The organism is Paenibacillus sp. 2TAB23, assembly GCF_052115165.1.
In the GTDB taxonomy this organism is placed as follows: domain Bacteria; phylum Bacillota; class Bacilli; order Paenibacillales; family Paenibacillaceae; genus Pristimantibacillus.
The window spans coordinates 463,232-479,338 of record NZ_JBFRGD010000002.1 but is presented as its reverse complement, the minus strand read 5'-3'; the positions used below and the strand labels follow the sequence as shown (position 1 = coordinate 479,338).

Here is a 16,107-nt window from a genome sequence, read left to right as displayed (position 1 = left end):
GTTGCTATTTGTGACAATTAAATTCGGTTAATGGCTCTTTCGAGTCATTCGGATAAATGTATACCTTTGTTAAAATAAATCCAGTACATTTTTGAAAGAAGGTGAAGAATTGCGAAGAATGATTATAACGCTAAGTGTGATGTTCTTCATTCTCAGTTGCCTCGCTGCTTGCTCAGCCTCTCCTCCGGCTACGATTGACCCGGCAGCCATCGATGCACAATTGACAACAGATCCGAATGAACCCGTACATGGATCACCTATAAACCTATCTGCAGAATTCACAGGAGGAAAGCTATCGAGCTCCTCTGGTATGACTTTTGAAGTTCGAGTCGATGGAGATCCCGTGTTGATTGAGGCAAAGAAAGAAGGAGAGAATGTATTTAGTGGTGCGTACACATTTGCAAAACCAGGCAATTATGAAGTTTACTTGCATCTGTATACCGGGGACATCCACCTAACGAAAAAGAAACAGGTAGAGGTGCAATGAGAGTAGTGCAGCAATTAATTTGTGTTTTCATTTTGATAGTGATTCCTACTATGATCGGAGCAGGTATCGTTGAAGCAGAAGAAACGCCGAGTCCTTTGCAAGTATTAATTAATGAAGCGCATGCAGGTGACATTCTTCACATACCTGCCGGAACTTACGAGGGACCCCTTGTCATTGATAAGCCGTTGCAGCTGGTCGCTGAGACTGAAGCAGGTACTATGATTAGAAATACATCAAATAAACCTGCGCTGCAGATTAATGCGAATAACGTTTCAATTGTTGGATTGACCATCTTAGATGAGACAATCAAAAAACAGCCATCCATTTTAGTTCAAGCAAATGATGTTTTACTTGATGATTTGCAAATACGAACCGGTTCCTTCGGAATTAAGATGAGGAAGGCGAATAACGGCAAAGTTCTAAACACAAGAATTGACTGGGTAGGTGTCGTTCAGAATCGGCCGCTTAAACTCTCAGACAAGGGAAATGGAATCGATTTGTATGAATCACATGGCAATTATTTTGCGGGAAATCGGATTTCTTCTATGCATGATGGCATCTATATGGAGAATAGTGATCGAAATATAATCGAGGATAATCAGTTTGAGCTGCTTCGCTACGGTGTTCATTGCATGTATACGAAAGGCACGGTGATTCGTAACAATATCGGCAATCTGAATATAACCGGGGCTATGATCATGGCGGTTCGTGATGTTGAGGTTTCTGGCAATCAATTTACCAAACAAAGTGAGAATGTAAATTCTCAAGGAATTCTGTTATTTGACGCACATCACACTACAATCTCGGGCAATCATGTCGAAGGTAATCGTGTAGGGCTTTATGTAGAACAATCAACAAATAACAAAATTGAAGACAACGCTGTAATTGGAAATTTTATCGGCATACAACTGCTAGATGCTGAAGACAATGACATTCATGAAAATCAGTTTGCAGGTAATGTTGCTAGTGCGGAAGCAAGAAACAGCATAGGAAATCAACTTGAAGCAAATTACTGGGACTCCTTTCAGGGCATTGATACGAATGGGGATGGCAAAAGTGATACGGCATATGCGATTAATCCTTTTTTCCAAAGCCTAGTGAAAGCTAGACCTGGCTTTCAATTGTTTTTCCAGTCGCCGGGTATGGTTTTTCTAGAAGACCTGTATCAATCAGATAGACAATCGTGGTCAACGGACACGTCGCCGTTGATGCAGCCCAATGGGGAGCTGAAATTTGTTTTACCGACACAAACTTTGCGGAATTCGGCGGTAGTTGGCGCTGGATTACTTAGTGTGGCTTTTTATTTCATATACGTGGGGGTAAGAAAAAAATGAAGACGAAACGATTTGGTACAGCACTATTTTTGGTCATGATAATATTGTTGGTAAGCGCATGTGGAGCGAAGGAATATAAGCCGGAAGCGATTAATGAAGAGGTGGACAAATGTGTGATTTGCAATATGGCGGTGAAGGATGATCCTTACGCGACCCAAATTATTACGACGGATGGTCAATCCTTGAAATTCGATGATATTGGCTGTATGAATGAGTGGAAAGTCAAAAATGGTCAGGAAACCGTAGGAGCAGAATTTGTTAGAGATCATAACAGCGGGGATTGGATTAAGTATGAAAGAGCCTATTATGCCTATGATGCTGCCTATGTAACGCCAATGGCTTATGGTGTGATTGCCTTTGAGGATAAATCATCTGCACAAGCTTACATTGATGAGCAAGGAATGGGGCAGCTGCTTAGTTCTGAAGAACTTGCTAATCATAAATGGGAAGTTAACCGTGACATGATGGATATGGAAGCGATGGAGATGCATAATGAAAGTATGCATTCCGATGGTAGTGAACTAGAGATGGATATGGGCCACGGGACAGAAGGAGAGAACTCGTGATTCAGACTGTTCATTTTGCAATAAGAGAAGTAAAGCTAGGATTTCGCAATCCCTGGGCCTATTCTTTCATGGGCCTTTTTACATTATTTATGTTATGTCTTCTCTTAATTAATGCACAAGGCTATGTACAAGGATATTCAGGCATTACAGGAACAACACTTAATCTGATCTTGTATTTATTGCCGTTGATGTCTTTGCTCCTTGGCTCCTTTTCATTAACAGCGGAGAAGGAGGATGGCAGCTGGGAACTATTATCTACTTATCCGATCAGCACATGGTCCTTTATAATTGGAAAATATATTGGCCTTTCCATTGTATTGCTTGTAATTGTTTCTATAGGTTTTGGTGCTGCTAGTTTTCTCGGCTTAGCTGCAGGCTCAGGTTTCGGATTGCAGACGTACTTGCAGCTGCTGGCATTTTCCACAAGCGTAGCTTTGTTTTTTCTTGCCATTGCGTTGCTTGTAGGAACGCTTGCAAAAAATCGATGGCAAGCCTTAACGATCGGCGTATCGATTTGGTTTTTCGCCATTATCGGATGGCCGCCATTACTCATTGCCACCTTAGGTTTCTTGCCTTATTCAATGATCAAGCCGGCTGTAACCGTTCTTACTTTTCTTAATCCGGCAGAGCTTTCAAGGCTTTTTACAGTCGTGAAGTTAGGTGGAGGCGCCATTCTGGGGCCTGAATATTATGAATGGATAAAATGGATCAAACAGCCCGCGGGCAGTATTGGTTTCATGGCCACGGCTGCAGCATGGATAGGAATCGTAATCACAGCTGCTCAGTTGATTTGGGAGAGGAGGCGTTCACGTGCCTGATCCTATAGTAGAACTTGAGCAGGTTAAGAAATCTATGAAGAAGCAACTAATCATTAATGAGCTTGATTTGAAGGTAGGACAAGGGCAAATCATGGCGTTATGCGGTGGCAACGGGGCAGGAAAAAGCACGATATTAAAAATGATTGCAGGTATCTTGGAGCCTGACAGTGGCAGCATCAGCGTTGGCGGTTTGCGCTGGAGGGATAATCGCAGGCGATATGCGGAGCTGATCGGCTACATGCCTGATGATTTCCGGTTCTCCCAGGGATTAACAGCTTACGAAACACTTGCCTTCTGGGCATCGCTTCGCGGAGTGCCGAAGCAAAGAGCCGCGGAAGTGCTGTGCGAAGTAGGTCTGGAGGATACAGGAAAAAAATCAGTTTCAGCCTTCTCCAAGGGGATGCGGCAACGGGTATTATTCGCACAGGCGCTATTGGCGAAACCACCAATTGTCTTAATGGACGAACCTACTAACGGCCTTGATCCCTATTGGATAGAAACCTTTGTACGCATGGTGAAGGAGCTCGCTGCGAATGGGCAAACGGTTATTTTTTCGACCCATCAGCTGCATGTTGCAGAAGCGCTTGCAGACCGAATGGCCTTGCTAAGAGGGGGACAAATCGAGCTTGAAGGTTCTTCTTCTGAAATTCGTGACAAACTAGGTGCTGGTGGGTTACAGGATGCATTCGCCGAGTGGTTTGGATTAACGGGTCAATTAAACGGGCATTAATAGTAATGTTTCAAAAGCAAATCCCCCAGCCGGTTTGGCTGGGGGATTTATTTGCTTTACTCGTCAATGATGCCCGCTTTCTGCAGGGAGAGGTGCACCGGAGTGCTGAGTACTCTCCAGTAATGCAAGCCTCTCAATGGCGTGTGTGCCAATCGCGAAGCGTTTGGCTGGCATAATTTTCTCGTTTGCAGATCGAATACGAGATTGAATAACGTAGAGCCCTTCCTCGCTGATCGAATAAGTGACTGAATATGTGCCTGGTGATGATTCTTCTGCTTGAATTGTCGCGGCTGAGGATTCGTCGTCTTCCGGCCATATGACGAATTCGGCCTGATCGGCATTTTCCAGCGGCTCACCGCTCTTAGTCACCTCAACAGAGAAGATGCTAGGGTTGTCCATTTCAAGCTGCTCAGGTAGTTTGAGATTAACCGATAGATGGGGTGGCAGTCCACTTTCGTCAACTTCGAGTGCTTTTGCGGTGCAGCCGCAAAGCAAAGTGACAAGAAGCAGGGAACCAGCCCATAAATAGATACGATGGATGGTTACATTCATATTCATTAGCATATTCTCCTTAGGATTAAACCGAGAACCAATGCCGAAGCGACTTGATTCTGCGGAGGATGAAAAGATCGAGAACGAGTACGACAAGAATGGACAAGCCAACTAGAGGCATGACAGCGCCGCAGACCAGCATAATGATCAACACACCAATTGTAACTTTGCTGCTTTTAGGTTTGGCTGGTGCGCCGAGCTTACCCTCCGGCTTACGCTTGCGCCACATCACGTATGAACTGACGGCTACCAAAATGAGGCCGATGCACGCAATTAATCCAAGAAGTTGATTGGTTAAGCCAAATAGTTTGCCTTCATGAAAAGCGATGCCGTAAGAAATGGCTTTGGCCATGACTCCATAATCAGCAAAACGAACATCCGTTAAAACAGCTCCGCTATATTGATCCATATGAAGGGTGGCATTTTTTCCTGGTTTTTCATGCGCAGTGGATACAGTAAATACACCTGTTTCTCCCATTGGCATTGTAATTGTATAAGGCTTAAGAACGCCATTCTGATCAGCGATAGCATCAATATCATTAATGGTTATTGGTATATAACCTCCGACAGCTGAAGCTGGTACGGGGAGATTTTCAGCAGCCCACGGCAAATCCTCGGCAATATCCTTAGCAACAGTAACCGATTCAGGCTTTGCGCCGAAGCTGTAGGCGAAGGGAGGTGTATTTGTGTTCGTTGAATTAGCTACCTTATCCATTTGAACGCCCATTATTCCCGACCACGGTAGACCACCAGCGATAATGATTAACAAAACGAGGGAAATCCAAAATGCGGGAACAGCATGCAAATCACGCCAGAAAAGGCGACTTCCGGGCTTGCTAAGTCTTGGAAGTATCGTTCCCCTTATAGCAGCTTTATTTCGCGGCCACCACAGGAATAAGCCGGTCAACAACATGATGATCGCCCAGCATGCCGCAAGTTCTACAAGTCGGTTTGCAAAAGTCCCGCCAATAACAAGCTCACTATGCAGTTTTTTGAAAAAAGCAGTAAAGGTTTTGTCGCTGTTCATCATGCCAAGTACATGACCAGTGTAAGGATCTATATACATGATCGTAGAGGTTCCATAACGGCTTGCTGAGAGTTTGTAACTTGATTTTGGGTTATCTTCGAGTGTAATGGAGGAGATAGCCGTGTTCGGGTAGGCTATCAATGTTTTTTCAATGATGCTCTCTGGCGTCATTTTTGTGGAACCAACCTCACGTACGGTGAGCATATCCTTATACAGATAGCCTTCGATTTGAGGTTTAAACAAATAAACAGAACCGCTGAAAGCTAAAATAATTAAAAAAGGTGCAAAAATAATACCTGCATAAAAATGCCACCTCCAAACCGATTGGTAAATGGCTTGGCGCATTCCCATGGTTGGTCGGCTTTTTGAATCAAGCTGTGTTTTATTTAATTCTTCAACTGGCATAGCACTCATCATGTTACCCCGTTCCTATAATAATAAAATCTTTACAAGTATAACGTTATGTAGGCTAACATCGTATGACTCGTTAGAGCTATCCTTTCGAATCTATTGTCTAGCTTATCCTCATTAACCAGAATAAGTTAGATCTCGACCCCGTTAATTACTTGATGGGTTTAATTTGACACACATATTAGCGAATGCTAATATAATGTCATATTAGTGTTCGCTAATTCGTTTCACACGGGAGGACAATCAAATGGGAATAACAAGCTATGAAGTGAAGGCCAAATTCATTCGCGGATTCAGTGATAAAACGAGGCTTCAAATTCTCGAAAGCATAAAGAACACCGAAAAAACGGTGTCAGAAATTGTTGAGGCGCTTAATGGGAACCAGTCCAACATATCGCAGCATCTGGCCTGTTTGAAGGGATGCGGCATTATTGTGAGTCGACAGCACGGAAAGTACATTTACTACAGCTTAAGAAACGGAGAAATTGCTCTGCTTCTTGATGTAATGGAATCCGTTTTCACCCAAGTTGAAGAAGAGGTCGCTGCGTGTGAAAGGAATGACGAACTGGACTGTTGTTCAAAATGATGAGGAGGGTTCGATATTTGCAAAGATGATTTGAAAAATAATTCTTGTTGTTCCGATCAAGATTGTTCTTCGAATTCAGAATCAAAGTTCAAGAATGAACAAACGCCTATCGAGTCAAATGCAATACTGAAGCCTGGCTGCGAAGAGGAATGCTGTTCAACTGATTCTATGCCTATGGAAATGACATTTAAAAAAAGCTTGAACTTTGTAAACATAACTGCAGCCTCAGAGGCGCCTAAAGATCCTTGCTGCAGCATAGAAAGCCCCCATGTTGTTGACACCCCGGATCTATTAACTCAGAAGGAAAAAGCACGGACTTATATCATTGAAGGAATGGATTGCAGCTCTTGTGCGTTAACCCTTGAGAACCATCTTAAATCACACGCCGATGTAAAAAGTGTAAATGTCCATTTTGCGACAGGTAAAATGACTATTGATCACAATAATTCTGTTGATGAGATAATAAATGAGGTTTTAAAAGCCGGCTATACGGCCTCATATATATCAAGCCGGAGACGTTATATAGCGAAAAAAGATAAATCAGGAACCAACTCCGTTGTCTTCTCAGGAGTATTGTTACTTTGTGGTTTTCTTGGATTTCATTTTGGCGCTTCACCCTTGCTTATTAATATCCTCTATGTAATATCCATTATTACTGGTGGTTATATACCTGCAAAAAGTGCGTTTTATGCGCTAAAGAGCCGCTCACTCGACATGAATGTATTGATGACTGCGGCTATTCTTGGCGCGGCAGCGATTGGAGAATGGTTTGAAGGGGCGACCGTTGTTTGGTTGTTTGCCTTAGGTAATATCCTTCAATCACGGTCTATTGAGAAGACCAGAAATTCCATTCGAAGCCTGCTCGAGCTTGCTCCTACTGAAGCTTTTGTTAAAAACGGACAGCAGCTGGTGAAAAAGCCCGTAGAAGAAATCGTGCTGGAAGACGTCATCGTTATTAAACCCGGTGATAAAATACCGCTGGATGGAGAGGTTATTGCCGGTGAATCAAGTGTAAACCAAGCTCCAATAACAGGAGAGTCCATTCCTGTCGATAAGCAAATCGGCGATATCGTATACGCAGGAACCATCAATGAGCATGGTTCTTTAGAAGTAAAGATAACGAAATTGGTCGAGGACACTACGATTGCCAAAATCATTCACCTTGTGGAAGAAGCACAGGAGAAAAAAGCGCCAACGGAAGCTTTTGTCGATAAGTTTGCTCGTATCTATACGCCAATTGTATTCGTTCTCGCTCTTGGGGTTATGATTTTCCCCCCTTTAGTTGGTGTCGGTACATGGGGAGAATGGTTCTATAAGGGATTGGAGCTATTGGTTGTCGCTTGTCCCTGTGCGTTGGTCATTTCTACACCACTGGCAATCGTATCGGCAATAGGCAATGCGGCTAAGAATGGGGTTCTGATTAAAGGTGGAGCATTTTTAGAGATCGCTGGGAGAATTACAGCAATCGCCTTTGATAAAACGGGTACATTGACCGAAGGCAAACCTAGGGTTTCTCAAGTCATCGTTACCGGAGCGGCAAAAGAAGACGAACTGTTGTCTATCGCCCATACATTAGAAGCGTACTCCAATCATCCGATTGCACGAGCAGTTGTGGGATATGCCAAAGAAAGAGGCCATTTACCGCTTAAAGGCGATAAGTTTAGAAATCTGGTCGGAAAAGGTGTAGGGGCCACGATAGAGGGCCAGCAGTATTTTGCAGGAAATTTAAAGCTTTTTCATGAGATTAGTACAACCGATGTAATAAAAGTTGAAACGCAGATAAAAACACTTGAAAGTGAAGGGAACACAATCGTTATCATTGGCACGCAGCACAATATACTAGGCATTCTGGCCGTAGCAGACAGCATTCGTCAGACTTCGTTTAAAGCTATTGGCGACTTGCAACGTGTCGGCGTGCAACAAGTTGTGATGCTAACGGGTGATAATGAAGGCACCGCAAAAAAAGTGGCTTTACAATCTGGAGTTAGTCGTTATTTTGCTGAACTGCTGCCTGAGAATAAGGTCGATGCTATTAAACAAATGCAAGATGAAGGCCATTTTGTTGCAATGGTCGGTGATGGAATCAATGATGCACCAGCTCTTGCAACAGCTCATTTAGGTTTTGCAATGGGTGGGGCTGGAACAGATACCGCAATGGAGACGGCAGATATCGTATTAATGGCTGATAACCTAGAGAAGCTTCCACATACGGTAAACCTAAGCCGTAAGACGATTCGAATAATAAAGCAAAATATATGGTTCTCGTTGATCATTAAAGCTGCAGCTCTAATATTAATTTTCCCAGATATTCTGACTCTATGGATAGCAGTAATAAGTGACACAGGAGCTGCGCTAATTGTGATCTTAAACAGTATGCGGATAATGCGAATCAAGTCTTGATATGTGATATATAAATAAACGGCTGAGGGATAAGAATATAGAAGGTGACCTGTCCTGTTGAATATATGATGTAAATGCTGAAGTAACGCAGCGACTACCCGATTAATAAAAACTAACTATTATCTTTACTAATGAGGCAAGATAATCACAAACGAGTGATTACTTGCCTCTTTTTATTATGTATAGAACTTAAAGCTCTTATTTACGTCAGATATACCTCTTGTCAGCCATTCACCTTTAAAATTTTTCAATTAATTCTAAATTCCACGGATTTATCTGCAGCGGATTTCCAACTCGGACCGTCTAATAAGGTGAAGGTGGTGATCACGTGAAGCCGACCGGCAGTCGACATATGGATAATTTTTCGAAAGACCCTACGCAAGCACTGGAGCAACTCATGAACGAATTCGGCACGATCGTCATACGGACCGCGTTTTTCTATACAGGGGACACTCATCTTGCCGAGGATATTAGCCAGGAGGTGTTCTTACGCGCGTATCGAAAGTGGCACACCTTCCGCGGCGACAGTACCGTCAAGACGTGGCTGACGTCGATCACAGTTAATATATGCCGTGACAAAATGAGCGTTCGTATGTTCACGGAACAACCGACCGAGCCAAGCAAGTTGGAGGTTGGCCGAACGATCAACTTGGAAGATGAGGCGCTTGAACGGCTGAAGAAGAGCGAAGTGCTGCAGCATGTGCTTCGCCTACCGTTACCGTATCAAGAAGCGTTGTACTTGTATTACTACGCGGACCTCAACACACGGGAGATATCAGAAGCAATAAGCACACCGGAAGGCACAGTGCGCAGCAAACTGCATCGGGCGCGAGAAATGCTCGCCCGAGAGATCGGTAAGGAGGGAATCATTCATGACGGATAGGGATCATGAACTGCAACAACAATTTAAAGAGGAGGCTGATGAAATGTTATTCTCGAGCATGGAGATGAGTGAGCAACTGAAGCAGAAGATTCGTCAAGAAGCGTCGGCTGAGAAAGCAGAGCGTAAATGGAAACTGGCGAAATCTTGGAAGGTGGCGGCGGTGGGATTGGCAGCAGCGGTCTCAATCATTGTGGCTATCCCGCTGTTAGGTACACCGAGCGCTCCAGCGCCGACGACTGTGGAAAGTACGACGGAGAATGTGTCTCCACCACAGACGAACGAAGGTATCACCGGTTCGGAATTGACAGATTTGAAGACATTGACGCTTGGTTCGATCGAAGAAGCAAAGGCGTCTTTCGGAGAAGGCCTGCGGTTGCCGTCCTTTGTACCGAAAGGGTACACATTAACAGAAATTGCAGCGGTGGGGATGCCGGGTCAACCAACTAGAGATATCATTTTTACGTATACTTCGGGCGAACATACGGTGACGTTTTTGGCCAGCCGCATGGCATCCGTCTATCCGGCAGAGCTATTTACGAAGACGAAAGTAGGCGCAGTGGACGGATTCGTATTCGAACAACCGGGCATGACTGAATTGTTCTGGACCATGGAAGATGTTCATTTTGGCGTAACCGGGTCAATCCCGGGAGATGTAGCGATGAAGATGGCGGTATCAGCAACGCTTTAAGTGAAAATGCTTTTACCTCGAAGAAGCAGATGCCGTAAATGCTGGCAGCTGCTTTTTCGAGTTTGTCCTTACATAGAATGATGTCTGGAGGAACATTTTTACCAATGAATGGAGTGAGTGCTTGTGGAATCAGGCAGAGGGTAAACCGTGTTACATAAAAATAAAGCTTGAACATGACGTTACGTAACCTTGTATAATCAAAATAACGATACGATGAAATGGAGGATTTTGTAAATGGCAATATTGATTTGTGGGGGAGCCGGCTATATTGGGAGCCATGTAGTTGCCGCTCTTATTGAACAGCATGAGGAAATCGTTGTTATAGACCGAATGGCAGTGGGAAGGGAGTATTCCGTATTAGGTGGTAAACTGTATAATGGCGATTTGAATGATCGGGTAATGTTGGACAAGATCTTTAAGGAAAATGAGATCGAAGCTGTGATCCATTTGTCGGCCAGCTCTCTTGTTGGCGAGAGCATGACGAAGCCGTTAGAGTATTATCGAAATAATGTGGAAGGAACATTGCGTTTGCTAGAGACTATGCATAAGCATTGCGTGAATAAAATCGTGTTCTCTTCTACGGCCGCAGTCTATGGTGATCCGGAACGGATTCCGATTCGCGAGGATGACCGGAAGATCCCGAGGAATACGTATGGAGAAACCAAACTAGCGATAGAACGGATGCTGCATTGGGTGGAACAGGCCCACGGGATCAAATACGTGATTTTGAGATATTTTAATGTAGCTGGAGCTCATGACAACGGGTTAATCGGCGAGGATCACGACCCGGAAACTCATCTTATCCCTTTGGCTATCCAGGCTGCATTAGGACAAAGAGAAAATATAATGATATATGGTGATGACTATTCTACGAAAGACGGGAGCTGTATAAGAGACTATGTTCATGTCATGGATGTTGCCGAAGCGCATCTTCTGGCTATGAACAGCTTGAGGAATGGAGGGAGAAGCGGTATCTATAATCTCGGCAACAGTGAGGGCTTTACGGTAAAAGAAGTGATTGAAACCGTCAAGAAGGTGACCGGGCTGGATTTTCCAGTGCAAATTGCTTCCAGACGCCAAGGTGATCCAGCTGTATTGATCGCATCGCCTGATCTCATCAAGGAAGAGCTGGACTGGTCCCCGAAGAGAAGCAGCTTGGAAAAGATGGTCGCAAGCGCTTGGGAGTGGCATCGTACCCATCCACACGGATATGCTAAAGGCAATGAGGAAACATGGCGGAGGGAGTCGCAATCTTGAAACGGATTGACAAGGAGTATCTAACAACCGGGCAGATCGCCAAACGGACAGGAATGACAATTCGAACTTTAAGGTATTATGACCAGATCGGATTATTAAAGCCATCGCATTATAACCATGCATCAGTCCGTTTGTACAGTAAAGAAGACTTAGTTCGGCTGCAAAAAATCCACACTCTAAAATATATCGGCCTGACTCTTGCCGAAATCAAGCAAATTGTCTATGAAGGCTCACTTCCTGAGCAGGACTTAAAGAACTCTCTACTGGTGCAAAAGGAAGTGATTCGACAGAAAATTGCCCACATGCAATATGTATCCAAAGCGATAGATGAAGCGCTGGATATGCTCCGGGAACATCAAACAGAAGCGGATTGGGATAGTTTGTCGGACATTATTCAGACGATTCATACCGAAAAAAATTGGGGTGAGCAATATCGTAATTCGCTCCGTCTGCAGGCAAGAATCCGGCTTTACGACCGTTTCAGCGCCAATAAAATCGGATGGCACCAGTGGTTCTTTGATCAGCTCGGTTCAGCATCGGATCTTAAAATATTGGAACTTGGCTGCGGAGATGCCGCCTTGTGGAGCCGAAATATAGACAGGATCCCTCCATCATGGAGCATCACGCTTATCGACGTATCACCGGGCATGCTGGAAGCTGCCCGAACCAATGTAAATGATCAAAGAAACCAATTTACGTTTATGATGGCAGATGCGCAAGCGATTCCGTTCCATGACAGCGAGTTCGATGTCATCATTGCGAATCACATGCTATATCACGTACTGGATATCGGGCAAGCTCTATCAGAGTTCCATAGGGTGCTTAAACATAACGGTCAACTTTATACGTCTACCATGAGCAAGAGCCATCTTCAAGAAATGGAGCAGCTCGCAAGAACATTTGACCCCGACATACGAGTGCTGGACGATGTCATGGAACGGTTTCATTTTGATAATGGAGCAAAGATACTGGCGTCCCAATTCACAGACATTGATTTGATCCGGTATGAAGATTATTTGCAGGTGGACGAAGTGGAACCGCTTATCCATTACATGACTTCAACACCGATGAACGCTAGGTTTTATCTAACAGGCGATAAATTAGCAGCCTTCAGATCCTATTTAAATGCGAAAATTCAGGAGGGTAACGGAAGCATCTATATTACAATGGATTCCGGTTTTTTTCTTTCCAGAAAAAGGATGAAGTAGCAGTTTTAACTTCTTGTTGCTATAAATTTTTATATTTATTTCAAAAATCCATTACGCTATCGGGGAACGTTAGTACAACAATACAGCAGCAGTGTAGTGCTGATTGATATGCTCCCCCCAGCTGCTGCTGTTCTTTTTTCAGCCATACATATACCAAATTCGCACGGCAGCTCTGAAGGTCAATTGACCCGGCTCGATGGGGCTTGTGGCGCTTTCCGACGGCATAGCTGCCGCTTTGAAGAACACAGGCTCCGCTCCAGGCTGCGCTACTTCCTCGACTTTGCATGGAACCGCGGACAAGGAAACGCCGAGTGCCTGTGCGATGGTGATAGCCTTTGCCTCAGCATTCCGCACAGCAGCAATCAATGCACCTTGTCTCGCTTTAGCGGCCTCGCTAGATTCAAACTCAATCGAAGTAACCATGTTCGCCCCATTCGCAACGGCCGTATCGATCAGACGTCCAGCCTCCGTAACATTGTCTAGAGTCACTTGAAGCAGATGGGTAACTTTGTATCCGCGGAACTCTTGCTTTCCGTCTACATAATCGTATTGAGGCTCAATTTGAAATTGCGTCGTTTTGATGCTCTCACGGGCAATGCCCGAATGCTCTAGCGCTTCAATAATCGCGGCCACCTTAGTAGCATTGTCGGATTGGACCGATTCCAGATCTAACCCTTCACTAACGGTTCCCAGTGTAATCAATGTACGGTCTGGAACTGCTGTTACCACACCTTCTCCCCAAACCTCTAGCGTAAAATCACATGAAAGTTCTTTATGCTGAGCCATAGCCCCATATTCCTCCTTTATCATCACACCTATAATTAAACTATGACCATTTATCGCTTGAAATTCAATGTATTCACCGCAACCTTATCAGTACGGAAGAAGGCCGTCCCTTAATGAACAGGGGACGGCCTTTGATTGAGTTTAAGCTCGATAACCTGTAATAGCCTATACGAAAGTAACCTTGACCTCATCCCTGCCGATCAGAGCTCCAGAACTGTTATAAGCCTCTGCTATAATAACGAAGGTTCCGGCGTGCAACAGCATGAGCTTCGTATAGCTCGATAGCGTATGATGAATGTCGTATCCGCTTGACGGCACGTCGAGCTTGCCTGAATGGTAGGTTAGTGATCCGTATATTCCGTTATTCTTCTCCAGAATATGAATTTCGTACTTGTAAGCCCCGCTGGGCTTCGTAATGCCGATATAATCCGGAACCGCTCCGTAGCTATTCGGATACGGGTTAAACACGTAAACCCCTCCATATGCGCTTGCTTGGGAAGCAATACCGAATAGCAAGGTTATAGCAAACACGAGTGAAAATATCTTCTTCATTCATAATTCCTCCTCATAATGGTTATCGTACCCATTCCGGCCGAAATGGGTATGTACCTTTGCCGAGAACTCTCTCGATGAATATACCATCATTTATCAGAAGTAACTATATCTAGAACTTATGATTGTATGTCTATTTCTACCTTAATTAAATTGCGTACTTCCGTGCAAGAACCAAAAAAAGAGGTTCCCCATCGCGGGCAATATCCTTTCTATAAGCTTATAGCGATTCGCCGTTTAGGACATTTTCCGGTGGACAAGGTTTATTTCTTTAACAACCGCCGCGCCCTCGTACAGTATGTTGTGATTACTTGGAACGATTCGGCGAGTAGGGTGTCAACCGAGGCCGAGAAGAGGGGAGTTCGTTTTCGGATTCCGAAGGTCCGGGAAGTCGTTTACTTTTGGTCAGAGCGCAAGCATCGGCGCAAGAGCGATCCAAGCTGGTGGCATGTTGCGGAAGGTAACGCGGCGAACAGCGACTAGTCGCAGCGCAACACGTATACATATGCTGTCAAAATCCCGTGTCAGAGCAAACGCTATTGACAACTCATCTACTACGTGTTACTTTATAGCTGTAGTAAGTAACACTTCATACTAGTTATACAGAATAGCAAGGGGTGATTTTGCTGGAAAACCTAACGGAAATGCTCAAAGGCGCACTTGAGGGCTGTGTCCTAGAAATTATAAGCCGCAAAGAAACCTACGGCTACGAAATCACGCGGCGGTTGAACGCCCTCGGCTTCACAGATGTTGTGGAGGGAACGGTGTACACCATCCTGATCCGGCTTGAAAAAAACAAGTTGGTGGAGATCACCAAGAAGCCCTCAGACATGGGACCGCAGCGAAAGTTTTTCGCGATCAACGACGCGGGGCGTGAGGAGCTGCGGAAGATTTGGGACAAATGGGAGTTTGTCGCGTCGAAAATTAGCCAATTAAAGGAGGAACAGTAACAATGATTGATTCTATTATTAAATTGGTAATAGGCGACTTGGAAGAAAAACAGGCCTATAAACGAATGATGAAGAGGGTTGACGCCCTGCCGAAAGATCATCGGTTTGCATTTCATAAAATTCAACATTATATGTTTAGCGTTGGCCCTCCTGGCGGTGACATGACGATATTTACGGACTTGACGATGTTTACGGACTTAGTGGATTTATTTGAAGCAAGCGCGGCGGAGGGCAAGCAGGTACTTGACGTCATAGGCAGTGACGTCGGCAAGTTTTGTGATGAGTTTATGCTTGCGGCGGTTGCTGCCAATACTGAAACACTGCGAGAAAAACTAAACAAAGAGATCTTGGAAAAATTTAATAAGAAGGAGCAATAACGATGCTGGAACTTATCAAAAAAATGATCGGGGACAAAAAAGAGTATAGGGAGCAATTGGCGAGGGCAGAAGCACTTCCTGAAGACTATCGGTTCGTATTTGAAAAAATCCATGGATACATGTGGAGTTTCGCTGGAGGAGACGGCTCTGATATGTTGAATGCTCAGCACGAATTGATAGCGTTGTTTGAATCCAGCGCGGCGGACGGCAAGCACGTTCTCGACGTGACGGGCGAGGATGTTGTCGGGTTCTGCGACGAGTTTTTGCGTGACACGAAAAAGTGGACCGATAACTTTCGCAAAAAAATAAACCGCGACATGATGAACAAATTCGGAAGCAGTAACGGTTCTAAATGAAGGACATCACATTTTTTAAGTAAGGATTTTTGTGGGTGGTGTGCGTTTCAGTGGTACTACCCTAGATAAGCCTTTGCCCGAGGCTAACACTCGCAATTCCAAAGGCAGTTTGTTTTCCTAATATATATGGCCTATACAT

Annotated in this window: 17 protein-coding genes and 2 pseudogenes; 15 read left to right on the top strand and 4 right to left on the bottom strand. The window is 44.5% G+C overall.

Translation table 11 applies throughout. The features are described from left to right. The first annotated feature begins 109 nt into the window (after positions 1-109). The 5 genes from AB4Z29_RS04940 to AB4Z29_RS04920 are packed head-to-tail and all read left to right on the top strand — an operon-like array spanning position 110 to position 3,935. Complete coding sequence (locus tag AB4Z29_RS04940; RefSeq protein WP_441941973.1) at positions 110-487, top strand: hypothetical protein; 378 nt, start codon at positions 110-112, stop codon at positions 485-487. After that, positions 484-1,821 (top strand): right-handed parallel beta-helix repeat-containing protein, encoded by a 1,338-nt coding sequence (locus tag AB4Z29_RS04935; RefSeq protein ID WP_441941972.1) that lies wholly within the window; start codon positions 484-486, stop codon positions 1,819-1,821. The genes AB4Z29_RS04940 and AB4Z29_RS04935 overlap by 4 nt, the downstream gene beginning before the upstream one ends. Next, a complete protein-coding gene (locus tag AB4Z29_RS04930) occupies positions 1,818-2,387 on the top strand; it encodes a nitrous oxide reductase accessory protein NosL (protein ID WP_441941971.1) in 570 nt (189 codons plus the stop codon). Before AB4Z29_RS04935 ends, AB4Z29_RS04930 begins: the two co-directional genes overlap by 4 nt. Next, the gene (locus tag AB4Z29_RS04925; protein WP_441941970.1) at positions 2,384-3,205 is read left to right on the top strand and encodes an ABC transporter permease; all 822 of its coding nucleotides are present in this window, start codon (positions 2,384-2,386) and stop codon (positions 3,203-3,205) included. The genes AB4Z29_RS04930 and AB4Z29_RS04925 overlap by 4 nt, the downstream gene beginning before the upstream one ends. Then, positions 3,198-3,935 (top strand): ABC transporter ATP-binding protein, encoded by a 738-nt coding sequence (locus tag AB4Z29_RS04920; protein ID WP_441941969.1) that lies wholly within the window; start codon positions 3,198-3,200, stop codon positions 3,933-3,935. The genes AB4Z29_RS04925 and AB4Z29_RS04920 overlap by 8 nt, the downstream gene beginning before the upstream one ends. A 264-nt stretch (positions 3,936-4,199) precedes the next feature. Here the strand turns inward: AB4Z29_RS04920 and AB4Z29_RS04915 are convergent. Continuing rightward, positions 4,200-4,334 (bottom strand): annotated as a pseudogene (locus AB4Z29_RS04915) (hypothetical protein); the annotation flags it as partial. A 178-nt stretch (positions 4,335-4,512) separates the two neighbouring features. Then, positions 4,513-5,928: a PepSY-associated TM helix domain-containing protein gene (locus AB4Z29_RS04910; RefSeq protein ID WP_441942018.1), complete on the bottom strand. Its 1,416-nt coding sequence runs from the start codon at positions 5,926-5,928 to the stop codon at positions 4,513-4,515. A 244-nt stretch (positions 5,929-6,172) separates the two neighbouring features. Between AB4Z29_RS04910 and AB4Z29_RS04905 the strand changes: the two genes are divergently transcribed. From AB4Z29_RS04905 to AB4Z29_RS04880, 6 genes are all read left to right on the top strand, one after another. Then, complete coding sequence (locus AB4Z29_RS04905; protein ID WP_441941968.1) at positions 6,173-6,511, top strand: ArsR/SmtB family transcription factor; 339 nt, start codon at positions 6,173-6,175, stop codon at positions 6,509-6,511. 180 nt (positions 6,512-6,691) lie between these two features. Continuing rightward, positions 6,692-8,911, top strand: coding sequence for a heavy metal translocating P-type ATPase (locus AB4Z29_RS04900; protein WP_441942017.1), 2,220 nt, complete (start codon positions 6,692-6,694; stop codon positions 8,909-8,911). Positions 8,912-9,239: 328 nt separating this feature from the next. Next, complete coding sequence (locus AB4Z29_RS04895) at positions 9,240-9,794, top strand: sigma-70 family RNA polymerase sigma factor (RefSeq protein ID WP_441941967.1); 555 nt, start codon at positions 9,240-9,242, stop codon at positions 9,792-9,794. Then, positions 9,784-10,482, top strand: a complete 699-nt coding sequence (locus tag AB4Z29_RS04890) for a hypothetical protein (RefSeq protein ID WP_441941966.1) — start codon at positions 9,784-9,786, stop codon at positions 10,480-10,482. The genes AB4Z29_RS04895 and AB4Z29_RS04890 overlap by 11 nt, the downstream gene beginning before the upstream one ends. A 234-nt stretch (positions 10,483-10,716) precedes the next feature. Further along, positions 10,717-11,739, top strand: coding sequence for a UDP-glucose 4-epimerase GalE (gene galE / locus AB4Z29_RS04885; RefSeq protein WP_441941965.1), 1,023 nt, complete (start codon positions 10,717-10,719; stop codon positions 11,737-11,739). Continuing rightward, the gene (locus AB4Z29_RS04880) at positions 11,736-12,947 is read left to right on the top strand and encodes a MerR family transcriptional regulator (RefSeq protein WP_441941964.1); all 1,212 of its coding nucleotides are present in this window, start codon (positions 11,736-11,738) and stop codon (positions 12,945-12,947) included. The genes galE and AB4Z29_RS04880 overlap by 4 nt, the downstream gene beginning before the upstream one ends. Before the next feature lie 138 nt (positions 12,948-13,085). Here the strand turns inward: AB4Z29_RS04880 and AB4Z29_RS04875 are convergent, their stop codons facing one another. Then, positions 13,086-13,733, bottom strand: coding sequence for an SIMPL domain-containing protein (locus AB4Z29_RS04875; RefSeq protein ID WP_441941963.1), 648 nt, complete (start codon positions 13,731-13,733; stop codon positions 13,086-13,088). Positions 13,734-13,898: 165 nt separating this feature from the next. After that, positions 13,899-14,285, bottom strand: coding sequence for a hypothetical protein (locus AB4Z29_RS04870; RefSeq protein WP_441941962.1), 387 nt, complete (start codon positions 14,283-14,285; stop codon positions 13,899-13,901). A gap of 252 nt (positions 14,286-14,537) precedes the next feature. Between AB4Z29_RS04870 and AB4Z29_RS04865 the strand changes: the two genes are divergently transcribed. The 4 genes and pseudogenes from AB4Z29_RS04865 to AB4Z29_RS04850 all read left to right on the top strand — a co-directional run. Next, the gene (locus AB4Z29_RS04865) at positions 14,538-14,768 is read left to right on the top strand and encodes a hypothetical protein (RefSeq protein WP_441941961.1); all 231 of its coding nucleotides are present in this window, start codon (positions 14,538-14,540) and stop codon (positions 14,766-14,768) included. A gap of 161 nt (positions 14,769-14,929) precedes the next feature. Continuing rightward, positions 14,930-15,235: a PadR family transcriptional regulator gene (locus AB4Z29_RS04860; RefSeq protein WP_441942016.1), complete on the top strand. Its 306-nt coding sequence runs from the start codon at positions 14,930-14,932 to the stop codon at positions 15,233-15,235. Positions 15,236-15,237: 2 nt separating this feature from the next. After that, complete coding sequence (locus tag AB4Z29_RS04855) at positions 15,238-15,612, top strand: DUF1048 domain-containing protein (RefSeq protein ID WP_441941960.1); 375 nt, start codon at positions 15,238-15,240, stop codon at positions 15,610-15,612. Between the two features lie 2 nt (positions 15,613-15,614). Continuing rightward, positions 15,615-15,873, top strand: a pseudogene (locus AB4Z29_RS04850) (DUF1048 domain-containing protein); the annotation flags it as partial. Positions 15,874-16,107: the final 234 nt, after the last annotated feature.